The following is a 24,312-nucleotide window of genomic DNA, read 5'->3' as shown; positions in this document are numbered from 1 at the left end:
TCAGTTATGGCGGTTTCGAGGCGGCAACGAATCGGCGTGCTCAGCGGGCTGTTTTTGCTTTCCGCTGGTTTCATCGCGTACGCCGTCGCACCAGCGAGTGTCCTACCGTTGTTTATGGCGTCGTTCGGTATCGACCGCCCAGCCGCGAGTGTATCGATTAGCGCCGTGTTCCTGACGTGGGCGCTGTTGCAGATTCCCGGCGGCTACGTCCTCGACCGGTACGACAATCGACGATTGGTGCTCGCCGCCACTATGCTATTCCTCGTCGCGGCCACCGCCGGCGTATTCACCGCCTCGTATGCTGCCTTTCTGGCGACGCGTCTGGTCAGTGGTGCGTGCGCCGTCCTCATGTTCGTCGGAAGCGTGAACATCCTCGGTCGCACCCTCCCTGACGCCCGTCGAGCACTCGGATTGAGTCTCTTTATTGCGAGTCCACCCCTCGGCATCGCCCTCGCCCAGTTCGCGGGACCACAGATCGCCCTCCGGTTTGGCTGGCAGTCCGCGATGCTTGCGTACACCGCCCTCGCTTTCGGTGGATTTCTCATCGTCCTCGTGTTCCTCAGAGACCCGCTGGAAACGGGCGGGCAGGTTACGCTCCGACAGTTCCTCAAAACGCTCAGCAACCCGGCCGTCTTACTCGTCTCGACGGCGAGTCTGTGTACCTACGCGGTGTGGAACTTTCTCGTGACGTGGATGCCGAGTTACGGGACGGACGTGCTCGGCATCAATCTGGCTGCGGCCGGTGCGGCGGCAGCCCTCGTGCCGCTCGCGGGCATTCTGGCCCGCCCCAGTGGCGGCTGGCTCTCCGAGGCGCTCGGTGGTCGGTTGCGCCCGGTCATCGCCACCTCGTTTATCCTGACGGTTCCACTGCTGCTCGCGTTGAGCAGCGCGCCAACGCCTCGCGTGTTCGCAGTGTTGCTGGCGTTGACCGGCGCATCGGTGAATCTCTCGGTCGGTCTCTATCTCGTCTACGTGAACCAATTTACCGGAGCATCGACGCACGGGACGAGCCTCTCCGTACTGCTCACGTTCTCGCAAGTCGGAAATCTCGTTTCCCCTGTCCTCGGAGGCTGGATGATAACCCAGTATTCCTGGACGATGGGGTTCGGATTTGCTGCCGTGCTCGCGCTACTCGGACTGGCTACGGTCCTGCTCGTCCCCGCCACGTCGTGAGTTCGTGACGAGTTCTCGCGGTCCATCACGGCCTTCGAACCGTATCGCTTTTAGGTAGATACCCGATTGTTTCGGCAATGAGAGTCGAACAGATAGGCGAGGGCGACCCGGCCATCGCCGTCGTCGCCGCCATCCACGGCGACGAACCCTGTGGCGTCCGCGCCGTCGAGCGATTGCTCGAAGAGCGCCCGCAGGTTCGCAGACCGGTCAAACTCATCGTCGCGAACGAGGAAGCCCTCGCAGAGGGCGTCCGCTTTCTCGATGAGGACCTGAACCGCACCTTCCCGGGCGACCCCGATGGCGACACCCACGAGTCGCGACTCGCCGCGGAACTCATCGAAGAACTCGATTCCTGTCTTACGCTCGCGCTTCACTCGACGAAATCGCACGCAGAGCCGTTCGCCATCTTCGACGACATGACCGAGTACGTCCGCGACATCATGCCACGGCTCCCCATCGCCGCCGTCGTCGAGACGGGCGACTACGTCGAGGGACGCCTGTTCACGAGCATCGACACCATCGAGGTGGAGTGTGGACTGCAGGGTACCCGCGACGCGGCGGAGAACGCAGACCGCCTCACGCGGGCGTTCCTCACCGCGACGGGCGTCCTCCCGGGTGACGCGCCGGAGAAGCCCGTCCCCCATTTCCGATTACAGGACAAGATTCCGAAGGGGCCGGCAGACCAGTACGAGGTGTTCGTCGAGAACTTCAAGCCAGTCGAGAAAGGCAAAGCGTTCGCCGCGGCCGACGGAAAAACCGAAGTGGCAGAAGAGCCGTTCTACCCCGTGTTACTCTCGGCGACGGGGTACAGAAATGTGTTCGGATACACCGCAGATTACCTCGGCGAGCTCAGTTTCGACATCTAATCACTCGTCTCCCGGTTCGATTCGCGGAGCGATGTTCTGGTTCAGTTTGAACAGGTTCGTTGGGTCGTACACCGTTTTCACCTCCACGAGTCGTTCGTAGTTCTCGCCGAACACGGTCTTCGCCGGGGCTTCGTCGAAGCCGGGGAAATTGCCGTACGCTCCTGAAACCACGTCGAACTGTCGCAGTTCGCGGATGCCCGCCCGCCCCCAAGCGATGTTCGCGTCGTCGTCCGCCGGGTCCTCCCAGTTCGCCTCGTACGTAATCATATAGGGCGCAGTACGGTGGGCGAAGGCGGTTTCGTTCGACGCACGGTCGGCGATTGCGCCACCGAGGTGCCAGATGTCGACGGTCGAGAGCGCGGAGGGCGCGTCCAGTCCTGTCTTCACGACCTGGTCTACGATTCGGTCGGTCAGTTCGTTTACGTACACCGATTTCCAGTAGTAGCGAAGGCCATCCGGGAAATCCTCGTCGAGCAGCCGCTGTAAATCCACGTACGACTCGCGCCCGCTCAGGTCGGCAATCGGCGTGGAGATGTTGCGCAGGGGCCCGAACTCCTCGTCTGCGGCCTCCTGTGGGCCGTCGAAACAGCCGAGGAGGACGACGGCGGGCGACCCCCACGTCGTCTCCGGGAACTCCTCTATCGAGGGGACGAACGTGGTGAACGCGAGCGTGCTCGAATCGATGGGAGCGGTCTCCGTGTAGGCGCGGTAGGCTTCGAGGACGGCGTTCGCGTCGTCACCGTGATACCAGACGAAGAGCGTCGGCATCATCGGGCCGATTTCGTGGAGGCGGTATTCGAGCGACGTGACGACGCCGAAGTTGCCGCCACCGCCGCGAATCGCCCAGAACAGGTCCTCGTGGTGGTCCACGTTCGCTGTCCGGACCTCCCCGTCCGCGGTGACGACTTCCGCGGAGACGAGATTGTCACATGAGAGGCCGTACTTCCGGCGGAGATGGCCGAGGCCACCGTTCAGCGTCAGGCCCGCCGCGCCCGTCTCGGAGACGACGCCGAGTGGCGTCGCGAGGCCGAATACCTGCGTCTCGCGGTCGATGTGCCCGAGCGTCGCGCCACCCTGTGCCCGCACCGTTTGTGCCTCTGGGTCGACGTACACCCCCGTCATGAGTGAGAGATCGATAACCAGTCCGTCGTCGACACTCGCGTATCCCGCGACGTTGTGTCCGCCGCCGCGAACCGCCACCGGAAGGTTGTGCTGGCGGGCGAACGTCACCGCCTGAACCACGTCTGCCGTGCCGGTACACTGCGCGATGAGCGCCGGGCGTTTGTCGATGACGCCGTTCCAGAGCGCCCGTACGTCCTCGTATTCGGGGTCGCCCGGCCTGATGAGCGGCCCGGCGAACCTCGTCGCGAAAAATCGAATCACTTCGTCAGAAAGGTCCACCTTCGATGCGCCCCCTGCTGTGCTCTCCACGTTTACCATACAGTACGTTCGACGAGTCAGAAAATAGCCTTCTGCGACAGAAATTTGGACGCTCTCGTTTCCGAGAGGATGGACCGATGGATTCACCCGTTTCACCCAGGTAGTGTGAATCGTAATGGACGACCACACCCGCGACCCAACCGTCGAACCGCCTGTCGGCAATCCAACCGGGTGGCGCGCGGACGGGCAGTGGGAACACGCGACGCTGCGACGGGCCGTCGTCCACGGGGTGCGCCTCTACAACTCGGGGGAGTTCCACGAGAGCCACGACTGCTTCGAAGACGAGTGGTACAACTACGGGGCGGGGAAGACAGAGAGCAAGTTCCTCCACGGAATGGTGCAGGTCGCCGCTGGCGCGTACAAGCACTTCGACTTCGAAGACGACGCCGGCATGCGGTCGCTGTTCACCACCGCCCTCGAGTATCTCCAGGGAGTTCCCCACGACTTCTACGGCGTCGATGTCCTCGACGTGCGCACCGTCCTCACCAACGCACTTTCGGACCCGACGGCCATCCACGGCTGGCAGATTCGACTCGACGACGAACTGCCGACGGCCCGCGAGGAGGATTTCACCTACGCGGCGGCGCTCGACCACTGAGACGAAACTATTTTCCAAAAATTCTATTGTTAATCTTAATACTTTCACAGGCAGATTTAGTTAGCAGAGTCGTGTCAACGTATGTCAACTCCTAACGCGTCTCTGTGGCAACAGTATCGGTCGATTCCCATCATCTATCGCATCGCGACGGCGTTCCTGCTCGGGTCGATTCTCGGACTCGCGCTCGGGCAACCGGCGACGGCGCTCCGGCCGCTTGGCGACCTGTTCGTCCGGTTGCTCAAGATGCTCATCGTCCCCATCGTCTTTTTCACCCTCGTGCTCGGGGCTCGTCGGCTCACGCCGTCGAGTCTCGGAGCAATTGGCGGGCAGGTGCTCGTCCTCTATCTGGTGACGACGGCCATCGCCATTGTCATCGGTCTCGGCGTGGGTAACCTCGTGAACCCCGGCATCGGTCTCGAACTGGAGAGTGCGACGGTCGAACCGGCGGAGGCCCCGTCGCTCACCGACGTGTTCCTGAACATCGTGCCGACGAACCCTGTGGGCGCGATGGCCGACGGAAACGTCCTCGGCGTCATCTTCTTCGCCGTCGTCTTCGGCCTCGCCCTCGCGCTCTTACAGGAGGAGTTCGACGCCGAGAGTCCGGTCGGTCGGGGTGTCGAGACCATCTTCGACGTGGTCGAAGCGGGTGCAGAGGCCATGTTCAAAATCGTCTGGGGCGTGATGGAGTACGGTGTCATCGGCGTGTTCGCGCTCATGGCCGCAGTGTTCGGAAAGGCTGGCTACGACGCCATCCTTCCCTTCCTCAAACTCATCGGCGCGATGGCGCTCGCCGTGGGCGTCCACATCGTCCTCATCTACCTGCTCGTCATCATCGCCGGGTTCGTCCGCGGGTCTCCCGCCTCGTTCCTCGTCGGCGCGAAGGACGCGATGATTACGGCACTCTCGATTCGTTCGTCGAGCGGGACGCTTCCCGTGACGATGAGCGACGCAGAGGAGAACCTCAAGATAGACGAGGAGGTGTACAGTTTCTCGCTGCCCCTCGGCGCGACCATCAACATGGACGGCACCGCCATGTATCAGGGAATCGCGGCCATCTTCGCGGCGAATCTCGTCGGTGAAACCCTCACGCTGGCCCAGCAGGGGACCGTGGTGCTGGTGGCGCTGCTCGCGAGTTTTGGAACCGCCGGAGTCCCGGGCAGTGGAGTCATCATGCTCACGCTCGTCCTCACGCAACTCGGTCTCCCGCTCGAAGTCGCGGGGATGGTCGTCGGCGTAGACCCAATTCTCGACCGCCTGCGGACCATGAACAACGTGACCGGTGACCTCGCGGTGACGACGCTGGTTGCAAAGTGGAACGACGCCATCGACCTCGGCGCTGGCGTCTGGGGTGACGGCGTCAGAACTGGGTCGGGAAGCGACTGACCGACTGCGCTTTTCCGAACAATTTAGTCCTCGTTGCGAGTAGTCGTCAATATGCTAACCATTGTGTTTAGCATCGGACTGGCTGCTGCCGTCTCGATTATCGGTCTCTACGCCTCCACGCTGGTGATTCCCGGCTGGCGGTTCTGGCCGCCGGGGGAGAAATCCTGGAAGTACTTCCTCCACTGGGGACTCATCGCGGTGTTCAACGTCACCGCCATCGGTGTCGCCGTTCTCGACTGGAACTCGGGGGTGTTGCCCCGCCCGGCGAGTCTCGTCGTCGGTGTTCCGGTCGCACTCGTGGGTATCTGGGTGTACGTGCGAAGCGAGGGTGAGTTCGATACAGACGAGACGACGGGCCTCGAAGGCGACCTCCACACGACCGGCGCGTACGCCCGGTCACGGAACCCGCAGTACGTGGGCATGCTCGTGGGACTGGCCGGCTTCATTCTCGTGGTGAACTCGCTGTTTCTCACCATTCTCCTCGCGATTCACATCTGTTGGCTCCTCCTACTCCCGTTCGTCGAAGAGCCGTGGCTCGAACAGCAGTTCGGAGAGCCCTACAGAAAGTATACGAACGAAGTCCCGCGCTTCGTCGGGAAGAAAACGTTCGAGCGCGACTGACTCACTCGCCGTCCGGAGCGAGTTTGACGAGCGTCAGGTCGCGGTCTAACATGCAGTAGTCGTGGGGTGGTTTGCCGACGACGTCTTCTATCTGATACTCCTCGTCGAAATTCGCGCCCATCGGAACGCAGTATTCGTGGCTCGGGCACTCCGTGTACGGACACGGCCCCGGTAGGGTTGCCTTACTCCCGGCGTAGGCACCTCGCGCGGCGACGTTCGCGTAGACGGAGACGGGTTCGACCTCGACTGCTTTCACGCCCGCGTCGTGGACGGCGCATTCGAGCGTCTGGGCGTTCTGGCGGATGCCAGTTACCTGGTAGCGGGTCCCTTCCGTGAGATTGAGACACTGGTTGCGGTAGGGACAGCCTTCGCAGGCGCTCGATTCACCCTGATAGACGAACTCCGTGCCCACCTCGGCGAGTCGCGACCCGATGAGCGAGACCTTCGGCATGAACCTGGCTACGCCGGCGGGGTTGTTAAGCCTCGCGCCCTGTCAGTTCGTCAAGTTTGTCCAGGTAGTCCTCCCGGGGCACCTGATACAGGCTCCGGTAGTCGTAATCGCCCGTCGCAAAGCGCGTCGTCAGCGAGAGCGCGGCGTCTACGGCCGCCGCGCGCGTGTCGAACGGTTCTGCCTTCCGGCTCACGTCCGGTTCGAGGTAGAGCGTGATGAACCAGGGGTCGTCAGGGCGCAACTGGTGTTCGATACCGGGGCGTCGATTTCGCCGTCCCTGAGTTAGATAGAGCGTCGGGAGACAGACCGGAGGAAAGTCCTGCGTGTTGAACACGTCCGGCCTGAACGCGAGTACGGTACGCCCGTCTTCTTCGTCTGACCAGACCTCCCACGCGTCGTGGAGGGAATCGAACGAACTCATTGCCACGGCTACGCCGTCCCCGGCAAAGAGTCGGGCGGTCTGGAGGCGTTGCGCGCGGAGTCGTCAAATATAAAGTATTTAAATGTGATAACCCATTCAAGTCGGTTAAGACACAACATAATTGTCGTGTCGGTGCTTTTCTAGCGTTATTTAACCGGCGGGAATCCCGACAAATCTAGGTAGTGAGATAATAGTTATATGGATGTAGCACTCAAAGAATAAATAGTATAGGTGGGTCCGCTCACCGTACTGACTGCTGTCTGACAGACGTGCGCCGATTCGTGTTGTGATTCGCCACCCGTAACGGAACTCGTTGCGTCTGCTGGATGGTAATAGTTCACACATGGCATACGATACCCTCTGGACGACTGATTCCTGTGGATTCAGCGCGGCGGCGAGTTCACCGTACGGAACGGATACGCCGGGCCACACGGTGGTGCTTTCGCCATGGAGCCACTTCGCCCAGCCCGTCCGCCCGCAGGAGCCAGCGTGCCAGTGGGGTCGGTCCCCGTCCCCGAACCGGTCGGGGCGACAATGGTCCGTGATACAATGACAGGTGACATCGATACGTTAGAAATACTGAGCGAGGAGTACCGAGCGTCCATTCCGGACGACTTCCGCGAGACGCGGACGTTCACGTGGTACTTAAACGAGGTGTTAGCGAACCCTCGAATCGCCCGCAATGCACACCAGCGAGTCGCCGATATGTTCGACTTCTACGGCACCGAGTACAACGAGGATGCCGGTATCGTCGAGTACAAACTGGCGACCGAAGACCCCCTCCACGAGGGTGAGAACACCTTCTTCGGCCGGGTCATCCACGAAGCCATCCACGAATTCGTCAACAAGGTAAAGAGTGGTGCGCGTGGCCTCGGCCCCGAGAAACGCATCAAACTGCTGCTCGGCCCCGTCGGCTCGGGTAAATCCGACTTCGACCGACAGGTCCGGCGGTACTTCGAAGACTACACGATGCGCGACGAAGGCCGAATGTACACCTTCCAGTGGACGAACCTCTGTGACATCATCGACGACCAGGACCCTGCTGACGACCACGTCCGCTCGCCGATGAACCAGGACCCGCTCGTGCTCCTGCCACAGGCACAGCGCGACCAGATTCTGGAACAGATAAACGAGAATTTGGACGCGCCGTACACCATCCGCAACGAACAGTCGCTGGACCCAGCCAGCGAGTTCTACATGGACCGCCTGCTCGAAAACTACGGTGACGACCTCCAGAAAGTCCTGGAGAACCACGTCGAAATCGTGCGTCTGGTCGCGAACGAGAACAAGCGCCAGTGCATCGAGACGTTCGAACCAAAGGACAAGAAAAATCAGGACGAGACCGAGCTCACCGGCGACGTAAACTACTCGAAGATCGCCATCTACGGCGAATCTGACCCGCGTGCGTTCGACTACTCGGGAGCGTTCTGTAACGCAAACCGCGGCATCTTCTCCGGTGAGGAGTTGCTCAAGTTACAGCGCGAGTTCCTCTACGACTTCCTGCACGCCACGCAGGAGCAGACGATCAAGCCGAAGAACAACCCGCGGATGGACATCGACCAGGTCATCGTTGGCCGGACGAACATGCCCGAGTACCGCGAAAAGAAAGGCGACGAGAAGATGGAAGCGTTCAACGACCGCACGAAGCGCATCGACTTCCCGTACGTCCTCCAGTACGAAGAGGAGGCGAAAATCTACGGGAAGATGCTGCGCAACGCGGACGTGCCCGACATCCACGTCGAGCCGCACACCCTCGAGATGGCTGGCCTGTTCGCCGTCCTCACGCGCATCGAACAGCCGTCGAGCGAGCAGGTTGACCTGCTCCAGAAGGCCAAGGCGTACAACGGCGAGACCGACGACATCGACGACGTCGACGTGAAAAAGTTACAGGACGAGGCCGCAGAGTCCGCCGACATCGGTGAAGGCATGGACGGCATCTCGCCGCGGTTCATCGGCGACGAAATCGCAGAGACCATCATGGACTCGATGCACCGCGGCCGGAAGTTCCTCGCGCCGCTCACGATGTTCAACCACTTAGAGGAGAACCTGGAGAATCACGGCTCGATTCCAGAGGACAACTTAGAGCGGTACCACCGCTACCTCGAGCTAGTCAGAGAAGAGTACAAAGAACGCGCCATCGAAGACGTTCGCCACGCCCTCGCCTACGACCTGGACGAAATCCAGCGACAGGGCGAGAAGTACATGGACCACGTCATGGCGTACATCGACGACGACACCGTGGAAGACGAGATTACGGGCCGCGAGTCCGGCCCAGACGAGAAGTTCCTCCGCTCCGTGGAGGAGAAACTCGACATCCCCGAAGACCGCAAAGACGACTTCCGCCAGGAAGTGTCGAACTGGGTCTCGCGCAGAGCGCGCGAAGGGACGAGTTTCAGCCCGCAGGACAACGAACGCCTCCGCCGCGCCTTAGAGCGCAAGCTGTGGGAGGACAAGAAGCACAACATCAACTTCTCCGCGCTGGTCTCGGCCGGAGAACTCGACGACGACGAGCGCAACGCCTGGATCGAGGCACTCGTCGACCAGGGCTACTCGGTCGAAGGGGCCAGAGAAGTCCTCGAATTCGCCGGCGCGGAGGTCGCGAAGGCGGAGATGGAGGAGTGATGATGCCGTGAGCAGAGGCACCGACTTCATCGCCGCGGCGAACGAGGCCCTCCGGGAGGCGTACGAACAGCCGATGTCGCTGTCGGAGTACGTAGACGTCATCCTCGACAACCCGCGGCTGGCGAGCCACGCGACGAAGTACCTCCTCGAAGCCATCGAGGCGGCCGGCACGCGCACCGTCATCGAGAACGGCGAGGAGAAGCAGCGCTACTGCTTCTTCGACGACCCGTCACACGACGGCGAACACGCGATTCTCGGCAACACCGAGACGCTGAACGCCTTCGTCGACGACCTCCGGTCTATCGCGGCCCGCCGCGGGAAAGACGAGAAGATAATCTGGCTCCACGGCCCGACCGCCACCGGCAAGTCAGAGTTGAAACGCTGTCTCGTAAACGGCCTGCAAGCCTACTCGATGACCGAAGAGGGCCGTCGCTACACCGTCGAGTGGAACATCGCCTCGGCCAGCGGTGGCAGTGGCTTCACCTACGGTGACGAAATCGAAACGACGGAGGACGACTGGTACGAGAGCCCGGTGCAGGTACACCCGCTCACCGTCTTCCCCCGCGAGGTTCGCGCCGAACTACTCCGCGAACTCAACGAGCGCTCCGGCGACCATATCGACGTGGTCGTCGAGGGCCGCCTCGACCCGTTCTGCCGCGAGGCGTACAACTTCTTAGAGGAGAAGTACCGCCGCGAGGGCAAACACGACCTCTTCAGCGCAATCACGGACCCAAAACACCTGCGCGTGAAGAACTTCGTCGTGGACGTGGGTCAGGGCGTCGGCGTCCTTCACTCGGAGGACGACGGCACGCCCAAAGAGCGCCTCGTCGGGTCGTGGATGGCCGGCATGCTCCGCGAACTCGATTCGCGCGGACGAAAGAACCCGCAAGCGTTCAGTTACGACGGCGTGCTCTCGCAGGGTAATGGCGTCCTCACCGTCGTCGAGGACGCGGCCCAGCACGCAGACTTGCTCCAGCGCCTGCTCAACGTACCCGACGAGTCACAGGTAAAACTCGACAAGGGAATCGGAATGGACATCGACACCCAGTTGGTCATCATCTCGAACCCGGACTTAGAAGCCAGACTCAACCAGCACGCAGAGCGCAACGACCAGGACCCACTGAAGGCGCTCAAGCGTCGCCTCGACAAACACGAATTCGGCTACCTGACCAATCTGAGTCTGGAGGCCGAACTCGTCCGCCGCGAGGTGACCAACGAACGGCAGGTGTGGAAGAAAGACGACTACAACGAGGTTCGCGACCTGATTCGCCAACCCGTGCGCCTGCAGGTGCGCGGCGGCGACCGAAACACGGTCGTCGAAAAGGAACTCGCACCCCACGCCGTCGAGGCGGCGGCGCTCTACAGCGTCGTCACCCGCCTCGACAACGAGGACCTGCCCGCAGGACTCAACCTCGTGGACAAGGCGCTCCTGTTCGACCAGGGCTACCTCCAGGAGGGTGACGAACGCAGAGACATCGACGACTTCGAGTTCGACCCGGACAGCCGCGATGGCGAACGAGGGATTCCTGTCACCTTCACTCGCGACATCATCGCGGACCTGCTGAACCGCGAGCAGGAACGCTACCACGCGACCCTGCCGGTCCAGCACGTCATCATGCCCCGGGACCTGCTCAACGCCATGTCGAAGGGACTGGCCGAAGCGCCGGTGTTCTCCTCGGGCGAACGCGCCGAGTTCGAAAACCGCGTCGTGACCGTGAAAAACCACATCTTCCACCAGCAAGAACAGGACGTCCTCCAGGCGATAATGCGCGAAAAGCGCGTCGACGAGGCGACCGTCGAGGAGTACGTCGAACACGTCTACGCGTGGGCGAACGAGGAACAGATCGTGAACGCCCGCGGTGAGTCCGTCGACCCGGACCCGCTCAAGATGAAAATCTTCGAGACCGAGCACCTCGGGCGATTCGACGGCGAAGATTACAACGGCAACCGCCCGACTGCGCCGGTCGAGGACTTCCGCCGCGAGAAGATTATCACGGCGCTCAACCGCCACGCGTGGCAGAACCGCGACGAGGACTTCCACGTCCAGGACGTGAACTTAAAGGAGATTCCCATCATCAAGACCGTCCTCGAACTGCACGACTGGGACGACGTGATGCGCATCTATCCCGACTTCAATCCGCGCCAGTGGGACGACCCAGCGCGCGGGACGGAGACGGCCGGTATCAAAGACCGGACAATCAAGAACATGGTCGAACTGTTCGACTACTCCGAGGCCTCGGCGGAGCTCACGAGCCGCCACGTCATGAGCCAGGTGATGTACAAATGGGACTGAGAGACGACGTCGAACGGTACCGTGAAGTCGGGGAAGAACGACGCCAGGACCTGGCCGAGTTCATCCAGTACGGCGACCTCGGGCGGAGCCTCCCCCACCAGGTGAAAATTCCCATCAAAATCGTCGATTTACCCGGCTTCGAGTACGACCGCCGGGACCGCGGCGGCGTCGGCCAGGGCCAGGGTGGCACCCCCGACGTTGGCTCGCCAGTCGGTCAGCCACAGCCACAACCCGGCGACGGCGACGAAGGGAAACCCGGCGAGGACGGTGGCGAACACGAGTACTACGAGATGGACCCCGAGGAGTTCGCTCAGGAACTGGACGAAACCCTCGGCCTCGACTTAGAGCCGAAAGGCAAGGAAATCGTCGAGGAAATCGAGGGTGAGTACACGGACATCACCCGAACCGGCCCCTCGAGTACGCTCGACTTCGAGCGGATGTTCAAGGAAGGCCTGAAACGAAAACTCGCCTTCGACTTCGACCGCGACTACGTCACTGAGGCGCTGAAAGTCGATGGCTGGGGCCCGAAAGCCGTCTTCGAGTGGGCGCGAGGCCAGCACATGCCCGTCTCGCGGGCGTGGCTCGAAAAGCGCTACGAGGAGATTCCAGCCGACGAACGAACCACCTGGTCCTCGATAGAGGAAATGGAGGAGAACGTAGAGAAGACGACTTCCATCGAGCGCATCCGCCGCGACGGCATCAAGCACCTGCCGTTCCGCCGTGAAGACGAACGCTACCGCTACCCGGAAATCATCGAGACTCGCGAGAAGAACGTCGTCGTGGTGAACATCCGCGACGTGTCGGGGTCGATGCGCGAGACGAAGCGCGAACTCGTCGAACGCGTGTTCACGCCGCTCGACTGGTATCTGCAGGGCAAGTACGACAACGCCGAGTTCGTCTACATCGCCCACGACGCGGAGGCCTGGCAGGTCGAACGACCGGAGTTCTTCGGCATCCGCTCCGGTGGCGGGACGAAGATTTCCTCGGCGTACGAACTCGCGAAGGTCATCCTAGACGAGGAGTACCCGTGGGCCGAGTGGAACCGCTACGTGTTCGCCGCCGGGGACAGCGAGAACTCCTCGAACGATACCGAAGAGCGCGTCATCCCGTTGATGGAGAGCATCGACGCGAACCTCCACGCCTACGTGGAGACCCAGCCCTCGGGCAACGCCATCAACGCGACCCACGCAGAGGAAGTCGAGCGCCACTTCACGGAGCGTGACAATGTGGCCGTGGCCTACGTCACGAGCCCCGAGGACGTCCTCGACGCGATATACACCATCCTGAGCACGGAGGAAGCATGACCGGAGACCAATACGAAACCAGAAAAGTCGCGGCGAAACTCGAAGAGCCGGTGCGCGAAGCGAACGCGCTCGCGCGAAAACTCGGCCTCGAGCCGTACCAGGTCAACTACTGGATCGTCGATTACGACGAGATGAACGCCCTCATCGCCTACGACGGGTTCCAGACGCGCTACCCCCACTGGCGTTGGGGGATGAAGTACGAACAGCAGAAAAAGCAGACGCAGTTCCTCGGCGGGAAAGCGTTCGAAATCGTCAACAACGACAACCCCTCGAACGCCTTCCTGCAGGTGTCGAACTCGCTGGCCGACCAGAAGGCGGTCATCACGCACGTCGAAGCCCATGCGGACTTCTTCCGCAACAACCGCTGGTTCCGGCTGTTCGCAGAAACCCAGCCGAACGCCGCCGCGATGCTCGCACGCCACGCCGAAACCATCGGTGAGTACATGGCCGACCCGGACATCGACCGCTCCGAAATCGAAGCCTGGATTGACTCCATCCTCTGTCTGGAGGACAACATCGACCAGCACCGACCGTTCCGGTCTGCGTCCTACCGCGCGTCTCGATTGCCCGACGAGGAAGACATCGACGAGCGCCTGAAGAGTCTCAACATCTCAGAAGAGGTGCTGCGCGAGGTGTTCGACGAAGAGTGGCTCGAAGCCCGCCGGAAGGGCGACGAGACGCCCACGTTCCCGCCGGAACCCGAGAAGGACCTGCTCGCGTTCCTCTGGAGTTTCGGCAAGCAGTTCGACGAGAAGTCGGGGAAGGCCCGCGACATGGAGGAGTGGCAGCGCGACGTGCTCGAAATCCTTCGCCGCGAATCCTACTACTTCGCCCCCCAGAAGATGACGAAGGTCATGAACGAGGGCTGGGCGGCGTACTGGGAGTCCGTGATGATGGGCGAGGAGCACTTCGCCGGGGCGGACGAGTTCATCAGCTACGCCGACCACCAGGCGAAGGTGCTCGGGTCGCCGGGGCTCAACCCGTACAAACTCGGCAAGGAACTCTGGGAGTACGTAGAGAACACGACCAACCGGGCGATGGTCGCAGAGCGCCTGCTCCGCATCGACGGCGTTACCTGGCGCAACTTCCACGACGTCATCGACTTCGACGCCGTGATGGAATCGCTCCAGCCGGACGGCATGGTTGATGCCATTCGCCCCGAGACGCTGTCGAATCTGGACCCCGAGGACCCGCGAATCGACGCGGAGGCACTCGAACAGGCGAAAGCGGGCGAGTTCGACGTCGAGAAGTACCCGTGGAAGGTGCTCACCTTTGAGGGACTCGCAGAACGCCACTTCTCGCTGGTCAAACAGCAGAACCAGGGGTTCGTAAAGCGCATCACGCAGGAGGAACTCGAACGATTCTCCCGGTACATGTTCGACGACAGCCAGTACGCCGACGTCGGCGAGGCGCTCGCGGACGTGGACTTCACCGCTGGCTGGGACCGGATGTTCGAGATTCGAGAGAGCCACAACGACGTGACGTTTTTAGACGAGTTCCTCACCCAGGAGTTCGTCGACGAGAACCACTACTTCACCTACGAGTACGTCCAGACGACCCGCGACTTCCGCGTGACGAGCGTGGACCACCGGGACGTAAAGAAGAAACTCATGCTCCAGTTTACGAACTTCGGGCGACCGACCGTTCTAGTGCTGGATGGCAACTATAACAACCGTAACGAACTGTTGCTCGGCCACCGCTACAATGGCGTCATGCTCGACCTCCAGCAAGCAAAACAGGTGATAGAGCGCGTCTTCGACCTCTGGGGACGTCCGGTGTGTCTCAAGACCATCGTAAAGGAGGTAGACGACCACGCCATCGAGGTCGCTCGCCGTCGCGACCGCGAACCGGAACCCGAAGAGCGCGGGAAACTCCTCCGCTACGACGGCGAATCCATCACGGTAGAGGACCTCCCCTGGGAAGAGGTCGAACACATCGCCGCAGACGACATAGACTACGACACGAAGCCAAAAGAGTGGCTGGCCTGACAGGCGATATTCTGATATAGGTCGCTCACATTTTTCAGCCTGCGTGACTACTTGGCTAGTTGACGAGACTGGCCGATGGGGTTTCCATGATTACCGGGGAACTAGATACGGGAGAGATTCACGATGTCCTCCGAAACGACCGCCGACGACTTGCACTGAACGCCCTCCGCGATGCGGGAGGAGAACTGAGCGTGCGAACGCTGTCCGAACTCGTCGCAGAACACGAGACGTCGCAGTCACCGCCGCCGAAGAACATCCGCCAGAGCGTCTACGTCTCGCTCCACCAGACCCACCTGCCGAAACTCGCGGACCTCGACATCGTCGAGTACGACGAGGAGCACAAAGTCGTGCGCCTCGCGAACCGCGTCGGCGAGGTGGAGGCGTACATGACGATCGAACCGGAGTACGGACTGACCTGGACGGAGTACTACTTCGGCGTCGCCGCACTCGGCCTCGTGACTGTCGGAGCAACCGTGACGGACGTGCCCTACGTTTCGCAGGTTGCAGTGGAGGTCTGGTCGGCCACCTGGTTCGTGTGTATCTGCGTTGCCGCCGGCTACCAGCTGCTTACGCGAGACGAATCCCTTGGAGACCGCCTGTAACCCACAGATTCGATGCAGCGACGACGTCGTCGGATGGCGAAACAGTGTCCTGTCCGTCGCTTGCACGATTGCAAACGAATAATTAGGATAGTTGCGAACACGGTATCCACAGTGCGGGCCGCGAGGAGCCACAAGCCATAAACCAAAAACGAGAATTTGTAGTTATGAATCACCCCCGCTCCACCCCAGTGACGATATGAGGTATTTCGATTTCACCCTGACACCCGAAGACGGCGCGATTCACCCGGTCGACAAAGCCATCGCCGACTTTCCCGGTGTCACCCGTGAATCGCTGATGCACGTAAATTCGCTCGGTGACGGCACCGGCGTCTTGCTCTACAGACTCAGCGGCGACCCCGAACCGCTCATCGACGAACTCTGCGCGGAGGACGCCGTGTTGAACTACGACCTGCTCGACGTGAACGACGACGTGTTTCACATCTATTTCCACGTCGTTCCCGGCGAACCGGCGGGAACGTTGATGAAACTCGCCCAGAAGTACGCGCTCATCATCGACACGCCGCTCAAGTTCACGGGAACCGGCGGCATCAGGACCACCGTCGTCGGCACGCACGACATGCTCAGACAGGCCCTCGAAGAGATTCCGAACTCGATTCGCATCTCGGTCGAGCAGGTGGGCCGCTACAGTCCCGACGGTAGAAATCTGCTCTCCTCGCTCACCGACCGCCAACTCGAAGTGTTCCAGACGGCGGTCGAACAGGGGTACTACGAGATTCCGCGACGGGCAACCCACAAAGACATCGCAGCAGAACTGGGGTGTGCGCCGAGCACGGTCGACGAGCACCTGAGAAAAGCCGAATCGCGTGTGCTGACGTCGCTCGTTCGTTGATTACGACGACGTCGCCGCCTTTTCCGCCTCTGCCTCACCGTAGATGCTGTCCACGGCGTCATCGAACCGTGAGAGGATGTTGCGGCGCTTCATCTTCATCGACGGCGTGAGCAGGTCGTTCTCGGGGGTCCACTCGACGGGGACCAGTTCGAACTTCTTTATCTTCTCGGACTTGCTGAACTGCTTGTTCTTCTCGGTAACTTCCGCGCGAATCCATTGTTCGACTCGTGGGTCGTCACACATCGCCGCCTCGTCTGCGGGCAGGTCGATGCCCTCGCGGTCGGCCCAGTCGCGCAGGTTCTCGAAGTTCGGGACGATGAGCGCAGAAACGAACTTCTCGTCGTCGCCGAGGACCATGATTTGCTCGACCCGTGGGCTGGTCGCGAAGGCGTCCTCGATGGGGCCGGGGGCGACGTTCTTACCGGTCGAGAGGACGAGCAGTTGCTTCAGGCGGTCGTGGTAGACGAGGTAGCCGTCGTCGGCCTCCTCGACGATGTCCCCGGTGCGGAACCAGCCGTCTTTCGTGAACGCATTCGCAGTCGCTTCCGAGTTCATCCAGTAACCCTCGGTCAGGTTCGGCCCCTTCACGAGCAGTTCGCCGATGGGGCCCGAGGCTTTCTCGCGCTGGTCGTCGGAGACGACGGTTTCGTCGAACTTCGTCTCCACGTCCACGAGCGGGACGCCGAGCGTGCCGGGACGCGGGTCCTCGGGCGGGTTGACGGTCAGCACGGGTGCAGTTTCGGTGAGACCGTAGCCTTCGAGAATGGTGAGGTCCATTCCCTGGAACAGTTCCGCGAGTTCCTTCGAGAGGCTCCCGCCACCGGAGATGAAGAACTCGATGTTGCCGCCCATCTGCTCTTTGACCTGTGAGAAGACGAGCTGGTTCGCGACGAAGTATTTCGCCTTCAAGACTGGCCCGGGGTCAGCCACGCGATAGTACTCCCGACCGACGCCGACGGCCCAATTGAAGATGCGCTCTTTCACGTCGGATTCGCTCGCCTGCTCGCGCATCGAGTCGAAGATGCGTTCGTAGACGCGCGGGACGCTCGTCGCCGTCGTAGGGCGCACGCGAACGATGTCTTCGCTCACGGTGTCCGCACTCTCTGCGTAGGCCACTGTCCCCCCGGAGGCGAACATCACGAAGTGACCAGCGGTCCGCTCGAAGACGTGTGCGAGCGGTAGGAACGAGAGCGTCGTCGCATCCGCGTCGAGCGACGGCACGTCGGGGTCGCGGTCGGGTCGCGGGGCGAACCGCCGGCGAATCTGGTTCACGTTCGCCCGGAAGTTTGCGTGGGTGAGCCGCACTCCCTTCGGGCGACCGGTCGTGCCGGAGGTGTAGATGAGACTCGCGAGGTCGGAGAGCGACCGGTCTACGAGCCACTGTTCGTAGGCGTCCTCGTCGAAGGCAGACGCGCCGAGTTCGTGAACCTCCGCGAGCGTGTAGATGTCGTCGCGGATACCATCTGACGCGGCGACGTCGCCGTTCTCGTCGTCGCTGAGCGTGAACGCGTTGTCGCCACCGTACGCTTCTGAGAGTTCGTCCATCACGACGATGAACTCGAGGTCGAGATTATCTTCGACTTCGAGGACGCGTTCGAGGAGGGTTTCGTTCTCGACGACCACGCCCCGAGCGCCGGGGTCAGAGAGGAGGTACTCGACCTGCGTGGGCGAGGACTCGGTGTACACCGTCGTCACGACCCCGCCCGCGGCGAGCAGTGCGAAGTCACACTGGGCCCACTCCATGCGAGTGTTCGCGAACATCCCGACTCGCATGCCGTCTTCGACGCCGAGTTCACGGAAGCCCGCAGCGAAGTTGTGGACGATGTCCTGCATCTTCGCGTAGCTGATACACCCGAACTGCCCGTCGGTCGGTTCCTTCACTACGTCTGGAACCAGCGACCGGTCGTAGATGCCGGCCTTGTACATCTGGGCGTCGCGTCGTGCATTGCGGTTCGCGCTCGCCTCGAACATTCGTGGAATCGTGTCGTCGGCGATGACCTCGTCGCTGTAGTCGGTTTCCGCCGTTCGACAGTCGGCCGCAGTCATATTTTTTCCAACGGCTTCACCGGATGTAACTGCTTCCCCTTCCGATTCGACAGCCGGCTCCCAGACGGCACAGAGAACCCCTCCGACGACGCCGAAGACGGTCCCGATGGAGTATACGCTGAACGCCCCCATGAGCGAGGCGATGGAGAAGAGGATGCCCCCGACGCCGAAAAACGTGGACAGACTCGGCTGGACGTACGCGGCGGCGCCACAGAGGACGACGAGGAACGCGAACAGCAAGCCCGCGGACGTAAACGCCCCCGGCATGTTCGCGTAGCGCGGGAGTTCGAACGGCGCGATTGCGATGAGGGCCCCGGCGATGAGAAGGAGACTGCTTCCGAAGAGCGGGCGGCGTGCCCATAACCGGCGATACGTCGGGGTCTGGTGTGCGTTCGTGCGGTGACCTGTGGACCGTGATTCGATTTCTGACATGGTGGGTGAGAGATGAAAACGACTCCGCCGAGAAGCGAAATCGTGTGCAATCAGCGGACAGGCCGGCCGCGAATGCGACACGAGCCACGGTGGTCGCCTCGTGAGTGGTGCGTGCGACCATCGAGTGTCTGTGGAATGAGTCGCCGTGCTGCCGGAGCGATCCGAGAAGCGACCTGTCACGTCGATTGCTGTCTTCGGCTGTTGATTCCTAGCACGGTCCCATGTCTTTTGTCCGGCGCATACACGGGTATTTATAAGCAATAATCGGCAGCGGGAACCGCTCTCCAGTCCTCAGATACGCCCCAGTTCTGCTGCCGGCTCGTCGTTCACCACGAGAAGGTGTAGAGCGGTGATAGATGGCGGATACACACGCGAAACGTCAGAAAATAATGTACTTTAAATCCGAACTGTTCTGTCCACTTTACTGAATCTCTAATTAACAATAATTAAGTTTATCTACTGATGCGTAGACTTTGGCAGTGATGACTGCACGTCAGTACACCGACGGTGAAAACACCGGTGCGCCAATCGTCCCGCTCGTCGAGAAACCAACGGACATCAAGGCTGATGGGGGAGAAGAGGACCAGCGCGAGTACCTAGAAGAGATGGTCTGGAGCCACTACGTCGACTAATTCTACCACGCGGGGTGGGGGACAACACATTTTTTCCGAGGCATCTTCTTTTGAGAGCATATGCGCCGTCGCGCGGCACTCAAATCGCTCGCAGCAGGCGGGAGTCTCCTCGCTGGCTGTTCCACACTCGGCCCCGCGAATTCGTCCTCATCGACCAGTGAACAACCTACCCACCCACGCATCGCACTCAGACAACAGACCTACGACGAGAACCGCCGCATCATCGAGGGCGGCCTGACCGGCGCGAATCCCGAACGGCGATTCGTAACCCTCCTGAACGAGGCTCCAGAAACCGCCCGGTTCAACACCGACTACCTCAGCCAATTCGAGGGAAGTATGAAGTTGCTCACGTTCGTCAAGGAGACAGACTTCGACCGCTTTAGCCTGTTCATCTTTCAGGCAGTCCTCCCCAGTGGCGGGTACTCGCTGCAGCTCACTGAACTCCTCAACGCCAATGGAACAGTCCACGCGAAACTCACCGAGCAATCTGGCAACGGCGACAGCTCACAGGTCATCGAGACACTCACCGTTCGCTTCGAGAAATCGAACTACTTCGCCGCGAACTTCTACGTTAGATTGACGACTGCGGATGGACGCGTCGAAATCATCGACTCGGGGTGAATGGCGTCGAATCAAACCGAAGACGCGATAAAACGGGTCGCTTGTGAACGTTGAATTTGGAAAAGTGCTCCGTCAGGGATACGAACTCGACGAGACGACTGCGTTCGCATTGTTCACGCGCTGCGACTCGTCTGCTCAAATCCCTTCCTCTGCATTACGAAATCCAAACATCCCTCGCTGTCGCTCGGTACGTTGCTTCGAGAGAAATGCTCCGTCAGGGATTTGAACCCTGGTCATCGGCTCGAAAGGCCGAAATGATTGGCCGGACTACACCAACGGAGCTTACTTCGTTCCGTGTGACCACGGATTGCTTTCGCTCGGTCAGACAGTGGAGCTCATCCACCTGCTGTCGACCGATTCCCCTGCTTCGTCAGGGTACATTACTGCGTTTTGCGGAGAAAAGTTTAAACGTTCCGTTCCGTCGGCGCTGTGTTATTTGCCCTCAAACTCTGGGTCGCGCTTGCTCATGAAGGCGGTTACGCCCTCCATGAGGTCGTCGGTCCCCATGAGGTGACCGAAGGCGCTTGCTTCGAGTTCGAGACCAGCGTCGACGTTCTCCCAGCCACGGAGCATCGCGCGCTTCGTGAGCTTCTGGGAGATTGGCGGCCCACCGGCCAGCTTCGCGGCCAGTTCGTGAGCGCGCTCCTCGAAGTCGTCGTTCGAGACGACTTCGTTGATGACGTCGTAGTCGTACATCGTCTCCGCGTCGAAGCGCTCTGCGGTGAAGATAATCTCCTTCGCGCGGCTCATGCCGACGAGGCGCTGGAGACGCTGGGTGCCGCCCCAGCCCGGCAGGAGGCCGAGGCTGTGTTCTGGGAGCCCAATCTCGGAGCGTTCGGAGGCGATGCGGAGGTCCGCACACATCGAGAGTTCGAACCCGCCGCCGAGCGCGAAGCCGTCGATGGCTGCGAGCACGGGCATCGAGCAGGATTCGAGTTTACCGAAGGTCTCCTGGCCTTTCTTCGAGAGGTCGATGGCGTCGAGTGGGTCTGCGCTGCCGGCCATCGAGGAAACGTCTGCGCCCGCGGAGAAGGCGCGACCGCCCTTGCCGGTGATGAGGATGGCGCGGACCTCGTCGTCGGCTTCGAGCAGGTCGATGGCGTTCGAGAGGTCGTCCAGCATCTCCTCGTTGACCGTGTTCATGCGGGCCTCGCGCGAGAGGATGATGTGGCCAATCATGTCGCCAGGGTACTCGAGTTCGATGGTCGAGAACTCGACCGATTCGTCCTCGCCGGCGTAGAAGCCGCCTTCTTCTGCGTGCTCCCGGAGGGCGTCTGCGACCTCGTAGCGTGCTGCACCGGTCTCCTCGTGGAGGTCGTCGAGGGCTTCGACGAGCACCGAGAGGCCGACTTCGTCAGCCATCTTGGCTGGCCCCTTCGGGAAGCCTGCGCCGAGCATGACTGCCTCGTCTACGTCCTTCGCGGGTGCGACGTCGTTCCCGACGAGGTTGCCGACTTCGTTCGCCATGATACCGAGGAGACGGTGTTTCACGTCCTCGCGGCCCTTGTCGGTCGGAATGTTCGCGCCGTCGCCGTCCTCGTAGTCGTAGAAGCCCTTGCCGACCTTCTTGCCGTAGTGTTCGTTCTCGACGGTTTCCTCGAGCAGTGGGCAAGGCTCGTAGGCGTCGCCGAGCACTTCGTGCATGTATTCGAGGACGTGGTAGGTGACGTCGTTGCCGACCTGGTCACCGAGCTCGAACGCGCCCATCGGAAGGCCGATGTCGAACTTGACGGTGGAATCGACTTCCTCCATGGTCGCCGTGCCGTCTTCGACGATCCAGCAGGCCTCGTTCATGAGCGGGACGAGCACGCGGTTGACGATGAAACCGGGACTATCCTTGCGCACGCGGACTGGCGTCTTCCCGAAGGACTCGGCGAGTTCCTCGGTCAGTTTCAGGGTGTCCTCGTTCGTGTACGCGCCAGTGATGACCTCGACCAGCGCCATGCGGACGGGCGGGTTGAAAAAGTGCATCCCACAGAAGTGCTCTGGGCGGTCGGTGACCTCGGAGAGTTCCGTGATGGAGAGCGAAGAGGTGTTGGTCGCGAAGATGGCGTGGTCGGGAGCGTGCTCCTCGACTTCAGCGTAGACTTCCTTCTTGATGTCCATCTTCTCGGGGACGACTTCGATGATGAAGTCGGCGTTCGAGACGGCCTCTGCCAGGTCCACAAGTGGAGTAATCCGTTCGAGGGCGGCGTCTGCCTCCTCTTCTGAGATCTGGTCCTTCTCTGCGAGTTTCTGTAGCGACCACTCGATGTTGTCGTAGCCGTTCTGGACGAACTCGTCTTTGATGTCGCGGAGGGTTACGTTGTAACCGGCGAGGGCCGCAATTTCGGCGATACCGTGGCCCATGTTCCCGGCTCCGAGAACCGCAATAGTGTTGATGTCATCAAGTTCCATGATACGTCTGGTCGTATGTCCACGTCACAGGGGTTTCAACGTTTTCCTTGGGTGATTTTCAAAACTCACGAGTAGTTTATCTACGGGGTGGAAAAACCCGAATTTAGTTTACAGCTGGTTACAAGGAATTAAGTATGCTATCCTCATTCACACCGCCATGGAGTTTGGCCTAACGGACGAACAACGGCAGATTCGTGAAGAGATTAGCCGGTTCGCAGAAAACGAGATTAAACCTGTCGCGACGGAGTACGACGTCGAAGAAAAGTACCCCCACGACATCATCGACAAAGCCGCCGACATGGGCCTGCTCGGTGCAAACATCCCAATCGAGTACGGGGGCGCTGGCTACTCGACGCTCGAACTCGCCATCATCATCGAAGAACTGTTCGCCGCAGACCCCGGCATCGGTCTCTGTCTGACCTCCACCGGCTTCGGCGGGGAAGCCATCATGGAATTCGGCACCGACGAACAGAAAGAGGAGTACCTCCCCGGCATCGCGAGCGGCGATTCCATCATGGGTGCTGCCATCTCCGAACCCGACACCGGTTCTGACGTCTCCTCCGTCTCCACGAAGGCCGAGAAAGACGGCGACGAGTGGGTCGTAAACGGCAACAAGATGTGGATTACGAACGGTTCGGTCGGTGACTTCTTCGTCGTTCTCTGTCAGACCGACCCCGACGCCGACGGCCGCTACAACGGCTTCTCCCAGATTATCGTCGAATCCGACCGCGACGGCTTCGAAGCCGACAAAATCACCGGCAAACTCGGCATCCGAGCGAGCGACACGGCCGAACTCATCTTCGACAACGTCCGCGTGCCAGAAGAGAACCTCATCGGCACTCGCGGCATGGGCTTCCTGCAGCAGATGCAGTTCTTCGACGAAACCCGCACCGGCGTCGCCGCACAGGGCGTCGGTATCGCCCGAGGAGCCTCTGAGCGTGCCCTCGACTACGCCAAAGAACGCGAGCAGTTCGGCCGCCCAATCGGCGACTTCCAGGCCATCCAGCACAAACTCGCAGACATGTACACCCGCACCGAGGCCGCCCGCAACCTCACCTACAAGTCCGCGTGGTCTGTCGACAACGAGGACGGCCTGCTGACGAAACTCGCCTCCATGGCCAAAGAATTCTCCTCGCGCGTCGCTGTGGACGTTGCAGACGAAGCCGTCCAAATCCACGGTGGCGCTGGTTACGTCAACGACTTCGACGTCGAGCGCTTCTACCGCGACGCGAAGATTACCCAGATTTACGAGGGTACCACCGAGATTCAGAAGAACATCATCGCCCGTGAGCTGTTAGGGAAAGGCTTCTAACGCAACTTTTTGGGCGGCGCACATGAAAGCGCGCCGCGAAAAAGGTTCATCAAAAAGCGGTGCGAGCGCGTCCGCGCTCGCTCGGCTGCTAATCCTCCCTTCCGCACCGCATCCGCACCGACCTCGTTTCTTCATTCTCGCAATTTCGCCACGCCGACGGGAAACGCTCTTAGGACACCCTCTCTTAGCACGCATATCGATGGTCGTCACAGCCCGTGACTCGACTGCGGATTCGCTCGCTCACCAGCGCACGCTCGCGG

At 61.1% G+C, this 24,312-nt stretch carries 19 protein-coding genes and 1 tRNA gene; 14 read left to right on the top strand and 6 right to left on the bottom strand.

Features of this window, described 5'->3' with window-relative positions; genetic code table 11:
- The first annotated feature begins 114 nt into the window (after positions 1-114).
- Together P1M51_RS05530 and P1M51_RS05525 are read left to right on the top strand one after the other, a co-directional pair.
- Complete coding sequence (locus P1M51_RS05530) at positions 115-1,173, top strand: MFS transporter (RefSeq protein WP_276247185.1); 1,059 nt, start codon at positions 115-117, stop codon at positions 1,171-1,173.
- A gap of 77 nt (positions 1,174-1,250) precedes the next feature.
- Positions 1,251-2,039 carry a succinylglutamate desuccinylase/aspartoacylase family protein gene (locus tag P1M51_RS05525; RefSeq protein ID WP_276247184.1) on the top strand — a complete coding sequence of 263 codons (789 nt, stop codon included), beginning with the start codon at positions 1,251-1,253 and terminating at the stop codon, positions 2,037-2,039.
- Here the strand turns inward: P1M51_RS05525 and P1M51_RS05520 are convergent, their stop codons facing one another.
- Positions 2,040-3,479 carry an FAD-binding oxidoreductase gene (locus P1M51_RS05520; protein WP_276247183.1) on the bottom strand — a complete coding sequence of 480 codons (1,440 nt, stop codon included), beginning with the start codon at positions 3,477-3,479 and terminating at the stop codon, positions 2,040-2,042.
- A 115-nt stretch (positions 3,480-3,594) separates the two neighbouring features.
- Between P1M51_RS05520 and P1M51_RS05515 the strand changes: the two genes are divergently transcribed.
- From P1M51_RS05515 to P1M51_RS05505, 3 genes are all read left to right on the top strand, one after another.
- Positions 3,595-4,077: a DUF309 domain-containing protein gene (locus P1M51_RS05515; protein ID WP_276247182.1), complete on the top strand. Its 483-nt coding sequence runs from the start codon at positions 3,595-3,597 to the stop codon at positions 4,075-4,077.
- Positions 4,078-4,158: 81 nt separating this feature from the next.
- Entirely contained in the window at positions 4,159-5,460 is a 1,302-nt protein-coding gene (locus P1M51_RS05510) for a dicarboxylate/amino acid:cation symporter (RefSeq protein ID WP_276247181.1), read from the top strand.
- Positions 5,461-5,511: 51 nt separating this feature from the next.
- A complete protein-coding gene (locus P1M51_RS05505) occupies positions 5,512-6,081 on the top strand; it encodes an isoprenylcysteine carboxylmethyltransferase family protein (protein WP_276247180.1) in 570 nt (189 codons plus the stop codon).
- 1 nt (position 6,082) lies between these two features.
- On the opposite strand, the gene P1M51_RS05500 is transcribed toward P1M51_RS05505, so the two are convergent.
- A complete protein-coding gene (locus tag P1M51_RS05500; protein WP_276247179.1) occupies positions 6,083-6,532 on the bottom strand; it encodes a UPF0179 family protein in 450 nt (149 codons plus the stop codon).
- Between the two features lie 25 nt (positions 6,533-6,557).
- Entirely contained in the window at positions 6,558-6,953 is a 396-nt protein-coding gene (locus tag P1M51_RS05495; protein WP_276274869.1) for a DUF5820 family protein, read from the bottom strand.
- A 549-nt stretch (positions 6,954-7,502) separates the two neighbouring features.
- Between P1M51_RS05495 and P1M51_RS05490 the strand changes: the two genes are divergently transcribed.
- The 6 genes from P1M51_RS05490 to P1M51_RS05465 all read left to right on the top strand — a co-directional run bounded on the left by P1M51_RS05490 (position 7,503) and on the right by P1M51_RS05465 (position 16,612).
- Positions 7,503-9,575, top strand: a complete 2,073-nt coding sequence (locus P1M51_RS05490) for a PrkA family serine protein kinase (RefSeq protein ID WP_276248474.1) — start codon at positions 7,503-7,505, stop codon at positions 9,573-9,575.
- A 7-nt stretch (positions 9,576-9,582) separates the two neighbouring features.
- Positions 9,583-11,868 carry a PrkA family serine protein kinase gene (locus P1M51_RS05485; RefSeq protein WP_276247177.1) on the top strand — a complete coding sequence of 762 codons (2,286 nt, stop codon included), beginning with the start codon at positions 9,583-9,585 and terminating at the stop codon, positions 11,866-11,868.
- Positions 11,859-13,172 (top strand): YeaH/YhbH family protein, encoded by a 1,314-nt coding sequence (locus P1M51_RS05480; RefSeq protein WP_276247176.1) that lies wholly within the window; start codon positions 11,859-11,861, stop codon positions 13,170-13,172. Before P1M51_RS05485 ends, P1M51_RS05480 begins: the two co-directional genes overlap by 10 nt.
- Positions 13,169-15,160, top strand: a complete 1,992-nt coding sequence (locus P1M51_RS05475; protein ID WP_276247175.1) for a SpoVR family protein — start codon at positions 13,169-13,171, stop codon at positions 15,158-15,160. Before P1M51_RS05480 ends, P1M51_RS05475 begins: the two co-directional genes overlap by 4 nt.
- 59 nt (positions 15,161-15,219) lie before the next feature.
- Positions 15,220-15,762 carry a hypothetical protein gene (locus P1M51_RS05470; RefSeq protein ID WP_276247174.1) on the top strand — a complete coding sequence of 181 codons (543 nt, stop codon included), beginning with the start codon at positions 15,220-15,222 and terminating at the stop codon, positions 15,760-15,762.
- 196 nt (positions 15,763-15,958) lie between these two features.
- Entirely contained in the window at positions 15,959-16,612 is a 654-nt protein-coding gene (locus tag P1M51_RS05465; protein WP_276247173.1) for a helix-turn-helix domain-containing protein, read from the top strand.
- On the opposite strand, the gene P1M51_RS05460 is transcribed toward P1M51_RS05465, so the two are convergent.
- Positions 16,613-19,090 carry a long-chain fatty acid--CoA ligase gene (locus P1M51_RS05460; protein WP_276274868.1) on the bottom strand — a complete coding sequence of 826 codons (2,478 nt, stop codon included), beginning with the start codon at positions 19,088-19,090 and terminating at the stop codon, positions 16,613-16,615.
- Between the two features lie 482 nt (positions 19,091-19,572).
- Between P1M51_RS05460 and P1M51_RS05455 the strand changes: the two genes are divergently transcribed.
- The gene (locus P1M51_RS05455; protein WP_276247171.1) at positions 19,573-19,722 is read left to right on the top strand and encodes a hypothetical protein; all 150 of its coding nucleotides are present in this window, start codon (positions 19,573-19,575) and stop codon (positions 19,720-19,722) included.
- Positions 19,723-19,782: 60 nt separating this feature from the next.
- On the top strand, positions 19,783-20,343 hold the full coding sequence (locus P1M51_RS05450) for a hypothetical protein (protein ID WP_276247170.1): 561 nt from the start codon (positions 19,783-19,785) through the stop codon (positions 20,341-20,343).
- A 207-nt stretch (positions 20,344-20,550) separates the two neighbouring features.
- Here P1M51_RS05450 and P1M51_RS05445 read toward each other — a convergent pair.
- Together P1M51_RS05445 and P1M51_RS05440 are read right to left on the bottom strand one after the other, a co-directional pair.
- Positions 20,551-20,625: transfer RNA gene (locus P1M51_RS05445), tRNA-Glu, on the bottom strand.
- Between the two features lie 150 nt (positions 20,626-20,775).
- A complete protein-coding gene (locus tag P1M51_RS05440; RefSeq protein WP_276247169.1) occupies positions 20,776-22,740 on the bottom strand; it encodes a 3-hydroxyacyl-CoA dehydrogenase/enoyl-CoA hydratase family protein in 1,965 nt (654 codons plus the stop codon).
- A 157-nt stretch (positions 22,741-22,897) separates the two neighbouring features.
- On the opposite strand from P1M51_RS05440, the gene P1M51_RS05435 reads away from it, so the two are divergent.
- A complete protein-coding gene (locus P1M51_RS05435; RefSeq protein ID WP_276247168.1) occupies positions 22,898-24,052 on the top strand; it encodes an acyl-CoA dehydrogenase family protein in 1,155 nt (384 codons plus the stop codon).
- The last annotated feature ends 260 nt before the right edge of the window (positions 24,053-24,312 follow it).

It is taken from the genome of Haladaptatus sp. QDMS2, from assembly GCF_029338295.1.
Lineage (GTDB): Archaea > Halobacteriota > Halobacteria > Halobacteriales > Halococcaceae > QDMS2.
This window is presented reverse-complemented; position numbering and strand designations above follow the sequence as displayed.

What these genes read in the sequence shown, in the direction of transcription:
- P1M51_RS05530 (WP_276247185.1), top strand. Translation starts at nt 115, where the DNA reads ATGGCGTCGTTCGGTATCGACCGCCCAGCCGCGAGTGTATCGATTAGC.
- P1M51_RS05525 (WP_276247184.1), top strand. Translation starts at nt 1,251, where the DNA reads ATGAGAGTCGAACAGATAGGCGAGGGCGACCCGGCCATCGCCGTCGTC.
- P1M51_RS05520 (WP_276247183.1), bottom strand. Translation starts at nt 3,479, where the DNA reads ATGGTAAACGTGGAGAGCACAGCAGGGGGCGCATCGAAGGTGGACCTT.
- P1M51_RS05515 (WP_276247182.1), top strand. Translation starts at nt 3,595, where the DNA reads ATGGACGACCACACCCGCGACCCAACCGTCGAACCGCCTGTCGGCAAT.
- P1M51_RS05510 (WP_276247181.1), top strand. Translation starts at nt 4,159, where the DNA reads ATGTCAACTCCTAACGCGTCTCTGTGGCAACAGTATCGGTCGATTCCC.
- P1M51_RS05505 (WP_276247180.1), top strand. Translation starts at nt 5,512, where the DNA reads ATGCTAACCATTGTGTTTAGCATCGGACTGGCTGCTGCCGTCTCGATT.
- P1M51_RS05500 (WP_276247179.1), bottom strand. Translation starts at nt 6,532, where the DNA reads ATGCCGAAGGTCTCGCTCATCGGGTCGCGACTCGCCGAGGTGGGCACG.
- P1M51_RS05495 (WP_276274869.1), bottom strand. Translation starts at nt 6,953, where the DNA reads ATGAGTTCGTTCGATTCCCTCCACGACGCGTGGGAGGTCTGGTCAGAC.
- P1M51_RS05490 (WP_276248474.1), top strand. Translation starts at nt 7,503, where the DNA reads ATGACAGGTGACATCGATACGTTAGAAATACTGAGCGAGGAGTACCGA.
- P1M51_RS05480 (WP_276247176.1), top strand. Translation starts at nt 11,859, where the DNA reads ATGGGACTGAGAGACGACGTCGAACGGTACCGTGAAGTCGGGGAAGAA.
- P1M51_RS05475 (WP_276247175.1), top strand. Translation starts at nt 13,169, where the DNA reads ATGACCGGAGACCAATACGAAACCAGAAAAGTCGCGGCGAAACTCGAA.
- P1M51_RS05465 (WP_276247173.1), top strand. Translation starts at nt 15,959, where the DNA reads ATGAGGTATTTCGATTTCACCCTGACACCCGAAGACGGCGCGATTCAC.
- P1M51_RS05460 (WP_276274868.1), bottom strand. Translation starts at nt 19,090, where the DNA reads ATGTCAGAAATCGAATCACGGTCCACAGGTCACCGCACGAACGCACAC.
- P1M51_RS05455 (WP_276247171.1), top strand. Translation starts at nt 19,573, where the DNA reads ATGACTGCACGTCAGTACACCGACGGTGAAAACACCGGTGCGCCAATC.
- P1M51_RS05450 (WP_276247170.1), top strand. Translation starts at nt 19,783, where the DNA reads ATGCGCCGTCGCGCGGCACTCAAATCGCTCGCAGCAGGCGGGAGTCTC.
- P1M51_RS05440 (WP_276247169.1), bottom strand. Translation starts at nt 22,740, where the DNA reads ATGGAACTTGATGACATCAACACTATTGCGGTTCTCGGAGCCGGGAAC.
- P1M51_RS05435 (WP_276247168.1), top strand. Translation starts at nt 22,898, where the DNA reads ATGGAGTTTGGCCTAACGGACGAACAACGGCAGATTCGTGAAGAGATT.